A 15,736-nucleotide genomic window follows, 5' to 3' on the forward strand; every position below is an offset into this window, starting at 1 on the left:
CTTATTTCTTCCCTTCCAATGCTTCGTAGGCCTTTTTGATACGGCTGTCGTAGTCGCCGTAATCCTTGCCGTTATAGTTACGCGCCATGGCCACGTAATCTTTATCTTTCATGGCCTTGATCAGGGCCGGGCTCTGGCTGCAAAAACCGATAAACGCTTTTAATTGGTTACCGGCATTGATCTTCAGCGCTGCGGCGAATTCAAACACCGTCTTGTAACCGCAGGAGGTGTAGTTGAACCCCATTATTTGAAACATGCCCCAGGACGCCGACATCAATGCCGCCTCCTGATCCAGCGCAAACGCGGTGGCCATGGTCTCCCAGGCCTTGGTCTGATCCTTGTTATTGACCTGCCACTGCGGCCCGGCCTTTCTCACGTAGATATAAGACAGCAGCGGGTGCGCCTGGTCGTAGATATGCTTGGTGTACTTGCGAAACAAGTGCCCTTCAAAGGCAATCACCGGCAACTTGGCCGGCCCGAAACCGGAACGCCCGCCGGATTCGACCGTGGCGAACGCCTTGATGATATTCACCGAAATACCGCTGCCCAACTGTGTGGCGGCGCTCTGAAAGTCGGTGTCGGTCAATGTCATGCCGCCGTCACACGTAGCCTGGAGCATCAGCTGCCGGTTGCGCCGCTCGGCTTCGATCATGGCGCGCATGCGCTCCAGGTACACATTCACCGTGGCCTGGACCGCATCGCCGCTGTTATTGCCAAACGCGTTGAGAAAGCTGGGAATGCGCATCGCCGGGAAAGCTTTTACCGGCACTTTCACCGCCTCTTCGATCAGGCTGTTAAAGGTGCGACCAGTGGGGTCGATCACACCGTCGGGGTGCGCATACTTGAGATGCCGGAACTGGTACTGGCTGATGCACTGCACCAATTGGCCATCGCACTTACCGTTTTCGGCCAACGCAAAGCCCATCTTGGGAATGATCAAATTAAATAAATACTGAATGCACTGAACATCGGCGGGCAAATTGCGCGCTTTACCCGGCGCGCCCACTGAAGCACTGATAAGACGTGGCAACCCTGGCAGGCTTTTCATCAAGACATCCTTGTTAATTAAAGAAGTGATAGCACTTCAATATCAGCGCAGCACACTTGTCATGAATTGAAACAAATGGCTGGCGGAAACTAGCAAGATGGTTTTGGGTTGTCCAGTGGGCGCTTTGCACGTTGTGAAACACCCGTCATACGCCGCTACTTTTTCCTTTCCAGCGCCTCATAGGCGCGCTGAATCCGCCGATCGTAGTCGCCATAGTCTTTGCCGTTGTAATTGCGCGCCATGCCGGCATAGTCCTTGTTCTTCATGGCTTTGAGCAAGGCCGGATTCTTGCGGCAAAAACCAACGAACGCCATCAATTGCTGGCCGGCATTGAGTTTCATCGCCGCAACAAAATCAAACACGTTTTTGAATCCGCACGCCGCAAAGTTGAAGCCCATTACCTGAAACATGCCGTAGGAAGCCGACATCAGCGCTGCCTCCTGGTCCAACTCGAATGCATCGGCCAGCGTCTGCCAGGCCTTGGTTTGATCCCTGTTGTTAGCCCACCATTGCGGGCCGGCCTTTTCCAGATAAGGGTATGAGAGAAACGGGTAGACCCTGTCGTACTTTTGTTGCGTGTACTTGCGAAAGATATGGCCCTCGTAGGCGATAACCGGCATTTTGGCCGGCCCGAACCCGGAACGTCCACCGGACTCCACCGTGGCGAACGCCTTGATCAGGTTCACTGAAACACCATTACCCAATGCTGTGGCGGCGCTCTGAAAGTCAGCATCGGTGAGGGTGATACGACCGTCACACGTGGCCTGGGTGACTAACGGCTGATGGGGTGCCACGCCTGAGCTGGCCTTGCTCGCATCTTCTACCAGGCTGCTGAACGTGCGACCTGCCGGGTCAATCACCCCATCGGGGTTACTGAACTTGAGACGATTCATCTGATAGTCGTTGATGCGCTGCAATAACAGCGGACCGCACTTGCCATCTTCCACCAGCCGCGAAGCGGGGTGGGGTGTAATCAGGTTAAACAGGCGCTGAATGTACTGAACATCTGCAGGCACATTACGCGCCTTGCCTGGGGTACCGACTGAAGCACTGATAAGTGCAGGCATGGCAATCACCTTAATGGATCAAAAAGGAGTGCCATCACATCTTCACTACTCCAGCACGGGGTCGCTTACAAGAATGACGCTAGCAGGCAACTGAAAGTTTTCCAGCACAAAGCCGTCACGCTGCGCAAAAAATGGCAGATGAGCGAGTGAAAGAGTGTTTGATTTGAAACAGGAAGGGTGAAAACAAGGAAGAGCGTTATGGAGGCAACCCCACCAGCCACACCCCGGCACACAATGTTCCCGCTGTGGCTGCTGCCTTCCGGCTCTGACCAGGTTCACGGGTAATCGTTGCGGGGGGACCGATGGGGTCACCATAACGACGCTGGCCTCTCGGCAAGCCGCGCCATTGTACCGATCTCATCGGAAGTTACAACCGTTGTTCCGGATTAAAAATATGAAGGGGCTCAAGCACTTGTGCCGCTACAAAATCACGGCCGTGTCGGCCCTGCCGCCCTCCTCCTGAATCACCAAGTGAATGAAGTGCAGCTTGGCGATCACCGCCGGCGGCAACACAAAGGGGTAGAAATCCGGCTGGCCCATGCTGCGTGACAGCTCGTTGAGCATACCGGCCAGTTCGATCCAGGCGTTGACGAACGACAGGAAGGCCGGGCCGCCAGGGTGCTCGGGGTCGTAGAGCGTGGTCAACGGGAATGGCTGGTAATCCAGGTCCATCTCGCGGGCGCTCATGCCAAAGCCCAGCGCGGTATCGACTGCATCCATCATGTGCAGGTAGTGAGCCCAGGTTTCGGCCCAGTCTTCCCAGGGGTGCATGGTCGCGTAGGCGCTGACGCAGGTTTGCTGCCAGTCGGGGCGCGGGCCGTTCTGGTAGTGCTGGTCGAGTGCCTCGGCGTAACTGGCGCGCTCGTCGCCGAATAGCTGGCGAAACGGTTCAAGCCAATGGCTGTTGGCGATCAGCCGATCCCAGTAATAATGGCCGACTTCGTGGCGAAAGTGCCCGAGCAATGTGCGATACGGCTCGCGCATTTGCACACGGACTTTCTCGCGATGGGCGTCGTCGGCTTCCTTGATATCGAGGGTGATCAGGCCGTTGGCATGGCCGATGGTCGGTGCGTTGCCTTCCAGGTCGATGCCGACGAAATCGAAAGCCAGGCCGCTGTTTTCGTCAACACTTTTGGGCACCACCTGCAGGCCCAGGCTGATCAGTTGCGCCACCAACCGGCGCTTGGCGGTTTCGACCTTGCGCCAACGTTCGGGGTTTTCCGGGATCGACAGGTCAGGGATAGTGCGGTTAAGGCTACAGGCCACGCACAACGTCGCGGTGCTGTGGGCCGGAATCAGCCAGTTGCAGGCGGCCGGGGTGTGGAGGTTGGCGCAGCGGCGGAAGGCGCCGGCATCGAGGTTATCGTCTTGCAGCCAAGTGCCTTCGACGGGGCCGGGCTGCAAAGACGACAACCGACTTTGCTGCGGCTCATAGCCCAGCAGGGCCGAGCAGGCCAGGCACTGGCTGTTGCGAAAGAACAGCGACTGGCCGCACCGGCACTGCCAGACCTTGCTGCTGCGCGAGGATCCGGCCATGAACGGTGCGGCGATGCGCGTACTGAGTTGCTCGAAGTAGCGGAACATGGCGATCTCTCCCTGGGTGACCAAGACTAGATCATTTCCCGTGAAGGATCGTTCCCACGCTCTGCGTGGGAATGCCTGCGGTGACGCTCTGCGTCACGACGTTCAAGAGCAGACGCAAAGCGTCCAGGGCTGCATTCCCACGCGGAGCGTGGGAACGAGCGTCAGACGGTGATGTTGTGTTTGGCCAGGAAGGCGACGAAGGCCTCTTCGTCCAGCACCTTGAGGCCCAGCTCGGTGGCCTTGGCCAGCTTGGAACCCGCGCCCGGCCCGGCGACCACGCAGTGAGTCTTGGCCGAAACAGAACCCGCGACCTTGGCGCCCAGGCTTTCGAGCTTGTCCTTGGCCACGTCGCGGCTCATCAGCTCCAGGGAGCCGGTCAGCACCCAGGTATGCCCCGCTTCCGGCAAGCCTTCGACGACCTTCTTCTCGCTCTGCCAATGCATACCGAAGTCTTTGAGCTGCTGCTCGATGGCCAGGGCATGGTTGGCATTGTCCGGGTTATCAAAAAATTCGCGCACCGCCTTGGCCTGCTTCTCGGGCAGCGCCTGGCGCATGTCCAGCCAGTCGGCCTTGATCACGCCTTCGAGGCTTATAAACTTGTCGGCAAGCTTTTGCGCAGCCCCAGGGCCCACGGACGGCACGTGCAGCTTGTCGAGCAAGCCGCCCAAGGTAGTGCTGGCGGCAAATTCGGCGCTCAGGTCGCCCTGATCCTGCAACTGCAAGCCGCACTCATCAGGCGACAGCAGCGCACCAATCACCTCCTGGTTATGGCTGTCTTCAAAGAAACTGTGAATCTCGTGGGCGACTTCCAGGCCCACGTCCGGCAAGTACGTCAGCACTTCGGGCAAGGCCTGCTGCACGCGCTCCAGTGACGCCAGCGAACGCGCAAGGACCTTGGCGGTCTCTTCGCCCACGTCCGGAATGCCCAAGGCGTAGATAAACCGCGCCAAGGTCGGGGTCTTGCTGTTTTCGATGGCGGTGATCAGCTTTTTGCTGGAAATATCGGCAAAGCCTTCCAGGTCGATGATCTGCTCGTATTTGAGTTTGTACAGGTCAGCCGGCGAGCCGATGAGCTTTTCATCCACCAATTGCTCGATGGTTTTGTCGCCCAGGCCGTCAATGTCCATGGCACGCCGTGAGACGAAATGGATAATCGCCTGCTTGAGCTGCGCGCCACACGCCAGGCGCCCGACGCAGCGGTACACCGCGCCTTCGCTGACGGTTTCCTTGCCCTTGCTGCGCTTGACCAACTGCGTGCGCTCCACATGGGAGCCGCACACCGGGCAGCTTTCGGGGATCGGCACGGCACGGGCGTTTTCCGGACGGCGTTCGAGCACCACCGACACGACCTGCGGGATCACATCACCGGCGCGGCGAATGATCACGGTGTCGCCGATCATCACACCCAGGCGCGCGACTTCGTCCATGTTGTGCAAGGTTGCGTTGGACACCGTTACACCGGCGACCTTGACCGGCTTCAAGCGTGCTACCGGCGTTACGGCACCGGTGCGGCCGACCTGGAATTCCACGTCGAGCAGTTCGGTCAGCTCTTCCATGGCCGGGAATTTATGCGCGATGGCCCAGCGTGGTTCGCGGGCGCGGAAACCCAACTCACGCTGGGAGGCAATGCTGTTGACCTTGAACACCACGCCGTCGATCTCATACGGCAGGCTGTTACGCCGCTCGCCGATATCGCGGTAGTACGCCAGGCAATCCTGAATGCCCTTGGCCAGCTTCAGCTCATGGCTGATGGGCATGCCCCACTTCTTGAGTTGTTGCAGGTTGCCGATATGGGTGTCGCTGATATCCGTGGTCACGCCATAGCAGCAGAACTCCAGCGGACGGCTGGCGGTAATCTTCGAGTCCAGCTGACGCAGGCTGCCGGCGGCGGCGTTACGCGGGTTGGCGAAAGTCTTGCCGCCCACTTCCAGCTGCGAGGCATTGAGGCGCTCGAAGCCGGCCTTGGACATGAACACTTCGCCGCGCACTTCCAGGGTCGCCGGCCAGCCGCTGCCGTGCAGTTTCAACGGGATATTGCGCACGGTGCGCACGTTGACGCTGATGTCTTCGCCGGTGGTGCCATCGCCACGCGTGGCGCCGCGCACCAGTTCGCCATCCTGATACAGCAGGCTGACCGCCAGGCCATCCAGCTTGGGCTCGCAGCTGTATTCCACCGCTGCACCGCCGCCAAACAGGTCGCCCACCGGCAGGTCGAGACCTTCGGTAACCCGGCGATCAAATTCGAACATGGTGGTTTCATCAAACGCGTTGCCCAGGCTGAGCATCGGTATCTCGTGCTTGACCTGGGTGAACGCCGAGAGCGCCGCACTGCCGACCCGCTGTGTCGGTGAATCACGCGTCACCAGTTCCGGGTGCTCGGCTTCCAGCGCCTTCAACTCATGGAATAACCGGTCGTACTCGGCGTCCGGGATGCTTGGCTCATCGAGGACGTGGTAACGGTAGTTGTGCTGATCCAGTTCAGCGCGCAGTTCGAGGATGCGGGTGTGGGCGGCGGTCATGGGTGTTCTCTCATAAAGCAAAAGAGCAGCCGAAGCTGCTCAATATGTTAGTGCGCTTATTCTACTGACAACGCTGAAGACCAATCCTCAGCGTTTCTGTGTCAGGGCGCGACGCTCGAACTCGACGATACGCTGACGGTAATGCTCGATGGTCTGGGCAGTGAGTACGCTGCGCTGGTCGTCCTTGAGCTCGCCGTTGAGTTCCTGGGACAGTTTGCGTGCTGCCGCCACCATCACGTCGAACGCTTGTTTCGGGTGACGCGGGCCTGGCAAACCGAGGAAGAAGCTCACGGCCGGGGTGCTGAACAGGTCGATATCATCAAGGTCGAAGGTGCCCGGCTTGACCGCGTTGGCCATGGAGAACAGCACTTCACCGTTGCCGGCCATGCTTTCGTGGCGGTGGAAAATATCCATCTCGCCGAAACGCAGGCCGCTTTCAAGGATGTTCTGCAACAGCGCCGGGCCTTTGAAGCCGGCGGCGTCGCGGCAGATCACGCTGATCACCAAGACTTCTTCGGCAGCCGGCTGGTCGTTGACCGATTGGCGCGGCGCGCTGGAAGCCTTGCCGATATTTTCATCCGGGAAATCGTCGTCGCGGCTGCTGAAGCTCGGGCCTTCATCCACGTCGAGGTTCAGGTCGCCCTGATGCGGCTCGGCGACGGCGGCACTGGCGCGCTTGCCACGCTTGGACGACGGCTCGCGGGCTTCACGCACCGGCGCACTCATCGACGGCAGGTCATGCTCGTCCAGTTGCGGTTCTTTATGGTTGTCCAGCACACGGGGCGGCCCCAGCAGCTCGGCGCTGCCGTCGTCGTCGGGCAAGTTGGACAGGTTACGGTCCAGACGGAATTTGAGCTTGCCCTTGCCACCGCGCATGCGGCGCCAGCCATCAAAAAGAATACCGGCAATGACAATAATGCCGATGACGATCAGCCACTCGCGCAGACCGATTTCCATGTAATCCCGTGCCTCTAATAAAAAATGCTGAAAAATAAGGGGTTTAGCAACGTCCAAACCGCTTTAAAACGTGGCGCCAACTCTATGTTCTGACTGACGTTTTGCCCACGCATACGAAAATTTGACATTAAACTAGCACGACCAAAGATAACTTTACACCGTCTGTCAAAATGCCTTGAACAAATATGTCCATTTGCCACTTTTGCCAGACCGGTAAATCGCCTTACATCGCCCTACCAAAATCCTTTCCAAGCCCGGCTCAGGATTCAACCATCGCCATCGCTTCTTCGACATCCACCGCCACCAATCGCGAACACCCCGGCTCATGCATCGTCACGCCCATCAACTGATCGGCCATTTCCATGGCGATCTTGTTGTGGGTGATATAGATGAACTGCACGGTCTGGGACATCTCTTTAACCAACCGAGCGTAGCGTCCAACGTTAGCGTCATCCAGCGGCGCGTCAACTTCGTCGAGCATGCAAAACGGCGCAGGGTTCAACTTGAAGATCGCAAATACCAGCGCCAATGCGGTCAGGGCCTTTTCGCCACCGGACAACAAATGGATGGTGCTGTTCTTCTTGCCCGGCGGCCGCGCCATGATCGTCACCCCTGTATCGAGTAGATCTTCGCCCGTCAGTTCCAAGTAGGCGCTGCCTCCACCGAAAACTTTCGGGAATAACGCCTGTAAACCGCCATTAATCTGATCAAAGGTATCTTTGAAGCGATTACGGGTTTCCTTGTCGATCTTGCGAATCACGTTCTCCAGGGTGTCCAACGCTTCGACCAGGTCGGCGTCCTGGGCGTCCAGATAACGTTTGCGTTCGGACTGCTGCTGGTATTCGTCGATGGCCGCCAAGTTGATCGCACCGAGGCGCTGGATACGCGCGGCGATGCGCTCAAGTTCTTCTTCGGCGTCTTTTTCGTTGGCCTGGGCGGTCAAGGTAGTGAGCACGCCGTGCAGGTCGTAGCCGTCTTCGAGCAACTGGTCTTGCAGGGTCTTGCGGCGCACGGTCAGGGCTTGCCATTCCATGCGCTGTTGTTCGAGTTGGCCGCGAATCAACTGGGATTGTTGTTCGGCCTGGGTCCGGCGCTTCTCGGCGTCGCGCAGTTCGCGGTCGGCGTCTTCCAGGGCGATTTGCGCGGTCTTGAGTTCTTCGTCGACGGTCATGCGCTTGTCGAGCAACTCTTCGAGTTTGAGGCGCAACTCTTCCAGCGGCGCTTCGCCCTCCTCCAGATTGAGGCTCAGTTGCTCGCGCTTTTCGGTGAGGCGTTCGGACTGCATCTCCAAGCGCTCAAGGGCCTGGCGCGTGGAGGTGTGCTGGGCCTGCAACGAGCCCAGGCGCACGGCCAATTGGTGGGCGTGGTCTTTGTGCTGGCGCGCTTCCTGGCGCACGCGGTCAAGGCGTTCGCGCAGGCTGTCGCGCTGGGCCAGCAGCAGTTCGCGCTGCTCGGTATCCAGCGCCATGCTGTCGAGGGCTTCCTGCAACTGCAGGCGCGCCTCGCCAACTTGTTCGTGTTCAAGGGCGCGCTGCTCGCCCATCTCCGCCACTTCTTCGTCGAGGCGGGTGCGGCGCAGAGTCAGTTGCTCGGCCTTGGCCTTGCTCGCCGACAGTTGGGCTTTCAATTCGCCTTGCTGGCGCGCTTCGTCCTGCAAGAGGCGGCGCAGGTGTTCGCGGCCGGTCTCTTGTTGGCGCTGGGTGGCGCGCAGGGTTTGCAGCTCGGTTTCGAGGCTTTCGAGGGTGGCTTCGCGCTCTTCGCGTTCGGCGCTCAGGTTGACGATTTCCTGACCACGGGCCAATACGCCGCTCTCGGCCTCACTGGCGCGACGCACGCGCAGGAAATGCCGGCCCACCCAGTAACCGTCGCGGCTGATCAGGCTTTCACCGGTGCCCAATTGGCCACGCTGGGCCAGGGCTTGCTCCAATGATTCGACGGGTTTGACCTGGCCTAGCCACGGCGACAGATCAATCGCCGCCTCCACCTTATCGAGCAAACTGCCCGGCACTCGCGTGCCATCGACTGCGGGGCTGAGCAAACGCAAATCGCCCTGGGCAAAGCCGGCCAGGTCGAAACCGCCAAAATCGTCCACCAATACGGCTTGCAGGTCGGCGCCCAGCACGGTCTCGACCGCCAGCTCCCAACCCGCTTCAACTTTTAAGCCTTCGGCCAGGCGCGGGCGCTCGGCCAAGTGCTGGTCACGCAGCCATTCGGCGGTGCCGGTGCCTGGGTCCAGCGCAGCTTGCTGCAAGGCTTCAAGCGAGGCCAAGCGCCCGTTGAGCCGCTGCAAATCGCCCTGGGCCTGCTGCTGGGCCTGGGTCGCCTGCTGCAGTTGCTGACGCAATTGCTCCAGGCGCTCCACTTGTTGTTCTTCGCTGGCCTCGAGTTCTTCCAGGGTCATTTCGCTTTCGGCCAGTTGCTCGCTCAGCGCCATGATCGCAGCGTCTTCCGGGTCGGCGGCGAGCAACGCGCGCTCCTCCTGCATGCGGCGCTGGCGCTCGGCCAGGCGCTCCATGCTGGTTTCCAGTTGCTGGATGCGCGATTGCTGCACCTCAGCCTGGCGGCGCGGCTCGGCGGATTGCAGGTTAAAAGCGTCCCACTGTTCCTGCCAGCCGTGCATGGTGGTTTCAGATTCTTCGAGGGCGGCGGCGGCCTCTTCGGCGGCAGCGCTGGTGATTTCCTGCTCGGGCGTGAGCATGTCCAGCTCTTCGCCCAGCGTCAGCAGCAAGGTGCGGTCGTGGCCCAGGTGCGACTCGGTCTCCAGGCGCGCGCGTTCGGCTTCCTTCAAGTCATCCTGCAACTGGCGCAGGCGTTGCTGGCCGTGCTGGATGCTCTGCTCGACCCGGGCAATATCGCCGCCCACCGAGTAGAAACGCCCCTGCACCAGATTGAAGCGCTCGGACAGGTCATGGTGACCGTCACGCAAGCGCTCGATGCTGGCGTCGGCATTACGTTGCTCGGCCACCAGTGCTTCAAAGCTGATTTCCTGGGTGCCGATGATCGCTTCGCGCTGGCCGACCTGATCATTCAGCGCCTGCCAGCGCAGGGCCGAGAGCTGCGCCTTGAGCTGGCGCTCCTCGCCCTTGTATTCCTGGTACTTCTCGGCTGCCTGGGCCTGGCGATGCAGGCGCTCAAGTTGACGCTCCAGCTCTTCGCGCAGGTCGGTCAGGCGGGCAAGGTTTTCGTGAGTACGGCGGATACGGTTTTCGGTCTCGCGGCGGCGCTCCTTGTACTTGGAGATCCCGGCGGCCTCTTCGATAAAGTTGCGCAGGTCTTCGGGCTTGGCTTCGATCAGCTTGGAGATCATGCCCTGCTCGATGATCGAGTAGCTGCGCGGGCCTAAGCCGGTGCCGAGGAAAATATCGGTGATGTCGCGTCGACGGCATTTGGTGCCGTTGAGGAAGTAGCTGTTCTGGCTGTCGCGCGTGACTTTGCGGCGAATCGAGATTTCCGCGTAGGCCGCGTATTCGCCGATCAAGGTGCCATCGGAGTTATCGAACACCAGTTCGATGCTGGCCTGGCTCACCGGCTTGCGGCTGGTGGAGCCGTTGAAGATGACGTCGGTCATCGACTCGCCACGCAGGTTTTTTGCCGAGCTCTCGCCCATCACCCAACGTACGGCGTCGATGATGTTCGACTTGCCGCAACCATTGGGCCCGACCACCGCCGCCATGTTACTGGGGAAGTTCACCGTGGTCGGGTCGACGAAGGATTTGAACCCCGCCAGTTTGATGCACTTGAGCCGCACGTTTAGGCGTCCGCCAGCGCAGCGATGACCAGCGAGCTGCTGCGCTCGCAGTAGGCCGACAGCACTTGGCGGATCTGCGGCAGGTCACGGGCGAGCACCGCCGCGAGCAGTTGCTCGAACAGCGTCAGGTACTCACTCATCTCCGCCTTGCGCTGGTCCAGGGCCAGGTAATAGGCACGGTTCATCGCCGGCTGCAGGTTTTCGACGGTTTCCTGCAAGTACGGGTTGTTGGCGAAGGGGTACGCGGCGCGCATCACACTGAAGCTTTCTTCGACGAAGGCACGCACGTCCTCACGCTCGAAACTGGTCATCAGGCGTTGCTGGATCTGCAGGAACGGCGCCATGTCGGCCTGGACCTGCCAGCCCTCAGCCACCGAATTGCCGAGCAATATGTACAACTCGCCCATCAGCGTGCACAGGCTCTGCACCTTGTACGCGGTGAGTTCGGTGACGTGGGCGCCACGGCGCGGCAGGATCGCGATCAGGTGGCGACGCTCGAGGATCAACAAAGCTTCACGCACGGAGCCACGGCTGACGTTAAGTGCCAGCGTGACTTTCTGTTCCTGGATCCGCTCCCCAGGCTTGAGTTCGCCGCGAATGATACGTTCGGCGAGGTGGTGAGCGATTTGCTCGGCGAGACTGTCCGGCGCCTTGAACGTCATGTTTTCCCTTCAAAATCTTCTATCGGTACAAGCGCGGCAGTGTAGCGCATTGGCTGGCTGATGGCGCTACGCCCACCGGGGCGAATTTGGCATGAAATAAGCAACGGTGAAAAGCCAAAAGCCAGCAAAAACACCGGTTCCAGAAGACTGAACCATAATTGAAAGGGTTGTGATCGCAATTTCTTGACCTTCTGGTCAGAAAATCGTTGACCGAAAAGTCAGACATGACTAGATTCGGCGCAAAGCGGTTAACAACAATAATGAGTCTGCGAGGCCTTCCGTGATCCAGTTTTTACTAAACCAGGAACTCCGTAGTGAGCACGCCCTGGACCCCAACCTGACCGTGCTCAACTATTTGCGCGAGCATTTGGGCAAATCCGGTACCAAGGAAGGCTGCGCCAGCGGCGATTGCGGTGCATGCACCGTGGTGGTCGGCGAATTGCACACCGATGATCAAGGCGCAGAGCAGATTCGCTATCGCAGCCTCAATTCCTGCCTGACCTTTGTGTCGTCATTGCACGGCAAACAACTGATCAGCGTCGAAGACCTCAAGCATCAAGGCCAACTGCACAGCGTGCAGCAAGCCATGGTCGAGTGCCACGGCTCGCAATGCGGCTTTTGCACCCCAGGCTTTGTGATGTCGCTGTTTGCCCTGCAAAAGAACAGCGACGCCCCCGACAGCCAAAAAGCCCATGAAGCGCTGGCCGGCAACCTGTGCCGTTGCACCGGTTATCGCCCGATTCTGGCCGCCGCCGAACAGGCCTGCTGCAACAAGCCGGTGGATCAGTTCGACAGCCGCCAGGCCGAAACCATCGCCCGCCTCAAAGCCATCGCGCCCACGCAAACCGGTGAACTCAACAGCGGCGACAAACGCTGCCTGGTGCCGCTGACCGTGGCCGACCTGGCCGACCTCTACGACGCCTACCCGCAGGCGCGTTTGCTGGCGGGCGGCACTGACTTGGCGCTGGAAGTCACGCAGTTCCACCGCGTACTGCCAGTGATGATCTACGTCGGCAACATTGAAGAGATGAAGCGCATCGAGTCGTTCGACGACCGCCTGGAAATCGGCGCGGCCACACCGCTGTCCGACTGCTACAGCGCGCTGCACCACGAATACCCTGACTTCGGCGATTTGTTGCACCGCTTTGCTTCGCTGCAGATCCGCAACCAGGGCACCCTGGGCGGCAATATCGGCAATGCCTCGCCCATCGGCGATTCGCCGCCACTGTTGATCGCTCTCGGCGCGCAGATCGTGCTGTGCAAGGGCAACACTCGTCGCACCCTGGCGTTGGAAGATTACTTCATCGACTACCGCGTCACAGCCCGTCAGGACAGCGAGTTTATCGAGAAAATCATCGTGCCCAAGGGCCACGCGCTGTTCCGGGCCTACAAGGTTTCCAAGCGCCTGGACGATGATATCTCCGCCGTCTGTGCGGCCTTCAACCTGAAGCTCGACAACGGTGTGATCAGCGACGCCCGCGTGGCGTTCGGTGGCATGGCCGCCACGCCCAAACGCGCGAAAAGCTGCGAAGCCGTACTGGTCGGCGCCACCTGGAACGCCGCCACGGTGGAGAAAGCCTGCGCCGCCCTCGCCCAGGATTTCACCCCACTGTCGGACTTTCGCGCCAGCAAGGAATACCGCCTGCTCAGCGCGCAGAACCTGCTGCGCAAATACTTCATCGAACTGCAAACACCGCACATCGAGACTCGGGTGACCGCTTATGTCTAACCATCACGCCGTCGTTAAAACCCAGGCCGAACTCGCCGAGCTGTTTGCCCAGGACCTGACCACCGGGGTCGGCCGCAGCGTCAAGCATGACAGCGCCGCCAAGCATGTCAGCGGTGAAGCGCAGTACATCGATGATCGCCTGGAGTTTCCTAACCAGTTGCACCTGTATGCGCGCATGTCCGACCGCGCCCATGCGCGCATCATCAGCATCGACACCGCGCCCTGCTACGCCTTTGAAGGCGTGCGCATCGCCATCACTCACGAAGATGTGCCGGGCCTTAAAGACATCGGCCCGCTGATGCCTGGCGACCCGTTGCTGGCCATCGACACCGTGCAGTTTGTCGGCCAGGTGGTGTTGGCCGTGGCCGCCCGCGACCTGGAAACCGCACGCAAAGCGGCCATGGCGGCGGTGATCGAATACGAAGACCTGGAACCGGTGCTGGATGTGGTCGAGGCCTTTCGCAACAAACACTTTGTGCTCGACAGCCACACCCACCAGCGCGGTGATTCCGCCGGTGCGCTGGCCACGGCGAAAAACCGTATCCAGGGCACCCTGCATATCGGCGGCCAGGAACACTTCTACCTGGAAACCCAGATCTCTTCGGTAATGCCCACCGAAGACGGCGGCATGATTGTCTACTGCTCCACGCAAAACCCCACCGAAGTGCAAAAACTGGTGGCGGAAGTGCTCGACGTGTCGATGAACAAAATCGTCGTCGATATGCGCCGCATGGGCGGTGGGTTTGGCGGCAAGGAAACCCAGGCCGCCAGCCCCGCGTGCCTGTGCGCGGTGGTCGCGCGCCTGACCGGCCAGCCCACCAAGATGCGCCTGCCGCGCGTCGAGGACATGCTGATGACCGGCAAGCGCCACCCGTTCTATATCGAATACGACGTGGGTTTCGACGACAACGGCCGCCTGCACGGCATCAATCTGGACCTGGCGGGTAACTGCGGCTGCTCGCCGGACCTGTCCAACTCGATTGTCGACCGCGCCATGTTCCACTCCGACAACTCGTATTACCTGGGCGATGCCACCGTCAACGGCCATCGCTGCAAGACCAACACCGCGTCCAACACCGCGTATCGCGGTTTCGGCGGCCCCCAGGGCATGGTCGCCATCGAAGAAGTCATGGACGCCATCGCCCGCCACTTGGCGCTGGACCCGTTGGCGGTGCGCAAGGTCAATTACTACGGCAAGACCGAGCGCAACGTCACCCACTACTACCAGACCGTCGAGCACAACATGCTCGAAGAAATGACCGCCGAGCTTGAGGCCAGCAGCCAATACGCCGAGCGCCGCGAAGCGATCCGCCTGTACAACGCCCACAGCCCGATTTTGAAAAAGGGCCTGGCGCTGACGCCGGTGAAATTCGGTATTTCGTTCACGGCAAGTTTTTTGAACCAAGCCGGTGCGCTGATCCACATTTACACCGACGGCAGCATCCACCTGAACCACGGCGGCACCGAGATGGGCCAGGGCTTGAACATCAAGGTCGCGCAGGTGGTGGCTGAAATATTCCAGGTCGAGATCGACCGCGTGCAAATCACCGCCACTAACACCGACAAGGTGCCCAACACCTCACCGACCGCCGCCTCCAGCGGTGCCGACTTGAACGGCAAGGCCGCGCAGAACGCTGCCGAAACCATCAAGCAACGTTTGGTGGAATTCGCCGCGCGCAAATACGACGTGAGTGAAGCGGACGTGGAATTCCACAATGGCCACGTGCGCGTACGCGATCAGATCCTGACTTTTGAGGCGCTGATCCAGCAGGCGTATTTCGCCCAGGTTTCACTGTCGAGCACCGGCTTTTACAAGACCCCGAAAATCTTTTACGACCGCAGCCAGGCGCGGGGTCGGCCGTTCTACTACTTCGCATTCGGCGCGGCCTGCTGCGAAGTGATCGTCGACACCCTGACCGGCGAATACAAGATGCTGCGCACCGACATCCTTCACGATGTGGGCGCCTCGCTGAACCCGGCCATCGACATCGGCCAGGTCGAAGGCGGCTTTATCCAGGGCATGGGCTGGCTGACCATGGAAGAGCTGGTGTGGAACAACAAGGGCAAGCTGATGACCAACGGCCCGGCCAGCTACAAGATCCCGGCCGTGGCGGACATGCCACTGGATCTGCGCGTGAAGCTGGTGGAAAACCGCAAGAACCCGGAAGACACGGTGTTCCATTCCAAGGCCGTGGGCGAGCCGCCGTTCATGCTCGGGATTGCGTCGTGGTGTGCGATCAAGGATGCCGTGGCGAGCCTGGGTGACTATCGCCATCAGCCGAAGATTGATGCACCAGCGACGCCGGAGCGAGTGTTGTGGGGCTGTGAGCAGATGCGGCAGTTGAGCACTGCAAAAGCCGTTGAGACTGAACTGGCTTGATCGTTCCCACGCTCTGCGTGGGAATGCCGCCCTGGACGCTCT

General features: G+C 60.1%; 9 protein-coding genes and 1 other RNA gene. 2 read left to right on the forward strand and 8 right to left on the reverse strand.

Annotation, left to right across the window (positions count from 1 at the left end):
* Position 1: 1 nt before the first annotated feature.
* The 8 genes from K0H48_RS22340 to K0H48_RS22375 all read right to left on the reverse strand — a co-directional run bounded on the left by K0H48_RS22340 (position 2) and on the right by K0H48_RS22375 (position 11,585).
* Complete coding sequence (locus tag K0H48_RS22340; RefSeq protein WP_219269223.1) at positions 2–1,048, reverse strand: N-acetylmuramidase family protein; 1,047 nt, start codon at positions 1,046–1,048, stop codon at positions 2–4.
* A gap of 155 nt (positions 1,049–1,203) precedes the next feature.
* Positions 1,204–2,130 (reverse strand): N-acetylmuramidase family protein, encoded by a 927-nt coding sequence (locus tag K0H48_RS22345; protein WP_219269287.1) that lies wholly within the window; start codon positions 2,128–2,130, stop codon positions 1,204–1,206.
* A 193-nt stretch (positions 2,131–2,323) separates the two neighbouring features.
* An RNA gene (gene ffs / locus K0H48_RS22350) (signal recognition particle sRNA small type) lies at positions 2,324–2,420 on the reverse strand.
* Between the two features lie 115 nt (positions 2,421–2,535).
* Positions 2,536–3,699: a putative zinc-binding metallopeptidase gene (locus tag K0H48_RS22355; RefSeq protein ID WP_219269225.1), complete on the reverse strand. Its 1,164-nt coding sequence runs from the start codon at positions 3,697–3,699 to the stop codon at positions 2,536–2,538.
* A gap of 161 nt (positions 3,700–3,860) precedes the next feature.
* On the reverse strand, positions 3,861–6,218 hold the full coding sequence (gene ligA / locus K0H48_RS22360; RefSeq protein ID WP_219269227.1) for an NAD-dependent DNA ligase LigA: 2,358 nt from the start codon (positions 6,216–6,218) through the stop codon (positions 3,861–3,863).
* Between the two features lie 87 nt (positions 6,219–6,305).
* Positions 6,306–7,175 (reverse strand): cell division protein ZipA, encoded by an 870-nt coding sequence (gene zipA, locus K0H48_RS22365; RefSeq protein WP_017134785.1) that lies wholly within the window; start codon positions 7,173–7,175, stop codon positions 6,306–6,308.
* A 259-nt stretch (positions 7,176–7,434) separates the two neighbouring features.
* On the reverse strand, positions 7,435–10,923 hold the full coding sequence (smc, locus tag K0H48_RS22370; RefSeq protein WP_219269229.1) for a chromosome segregation protein SMC: 3,489 nt from the start codon (positions 10,921–10,923) through the stop codon (positions 7,435–7,437).
* Between the two features lie 2 nt (positions 10,924–10,925).
* Positions 10,926–11,585, reverse strand: coding sequence for a GntR family transcriptional regulator (locus tag K0H48_RS22375; RefSeq protein WP_219269231.1), 660 nt, complete (start codon positions 11,583–11,585; stop codon positions 10,926–10,928).
* Positions 11,586–11,865: 280 nt separating this feature from the next.
* Here K0H48_RS22375 and xdhA point away from each other — a divergent pair, with 280 nt between their 5' ends.
* A complete protein-coding gene (xdhA, locus tag K0H48_RS22380) occupies positions 11,866–13,314 on the forward strand; it encodes a xanthine dehydrogenase small subunit (protein WP_219269233.1) in 1,449 nt (482 codons plus the stop codon).
* The gene (gene xdhB / locus K0H48_RS22385) at positions 13,307–15,694 is read left to right on the forward strand and encodes a xanthine dehydrogenase molybdopterin binding subunit (protein WP_219269235.1); all 2,388 of its coding nucleotides are present in this window, start codon (positions 13,307–13,309) and stop codon (positions 15,692–15,694) included. The genes xdhA and xdhB overlap by 8 nt, the downstream gene beginning before the upstream one ends.
* Positions 15,695–15,736 lie beyond the last annotated feature (42 nt).

This window comes from Pseudomonas sp. Xaverov 259 (assembly GCF_019352915.1).
In the GTDB taxonomy this organism is placed as follows: domain Bacteria; phylum Pseudomonadota; class Gammaproteobacteria; order Pseudomonadales; family Pseudomonadaceae; genus Aquipseudomonas.

What these genes read in the sequence shown, in the direction of transcription:
- K0H48_RS22340 (WP_219269223.1), bottom strand. Translation starts at nt 1,048, where the DNA reads ATGAAAAGCCTGCCAGGGTTGCCACGTCTTATCAGTGCTTCAGTGGGC.
- K0H48_RS22355 (WP_219269225.1), bottom strand. Translation starts at nt 3,699, where the DNA reads ATGTTCCGCTACTTCGAGCAACTCAGTACGCGCATCGCCGCACCGTTC.
- ligA (WP_219269227.1), bottom strand. Translation starts at nt 6,218, where the DNA reads ATGACCGCCGCCCACACCCGCATCCTCGAACTGCGCGCTGAACTGGAT.
- zipA (WP_017134785.1), bottom strand. Translation starts at nt 7,175, where the DNA reads ATGGAAATCGGTCTGCGCGAGTGGCTGATCGTCATCGGCATTATTGTC.
- K0H48_RS22375 (WP_219269231.1), bottom strand. Translation starts at nt 11,585, where the DNA reads ATGACGTTCAAGGCGCCGGACAGTCTCGCCGAGCAAATCGCTCACCAC.
- xdhB (WP_219269235.1), top strand. Translation starts at nt 13,307, where the DNA reads ATGTCTAACCATCACGCCGTCGTTAAAACCCAGGCCGAACTCGCCGAG.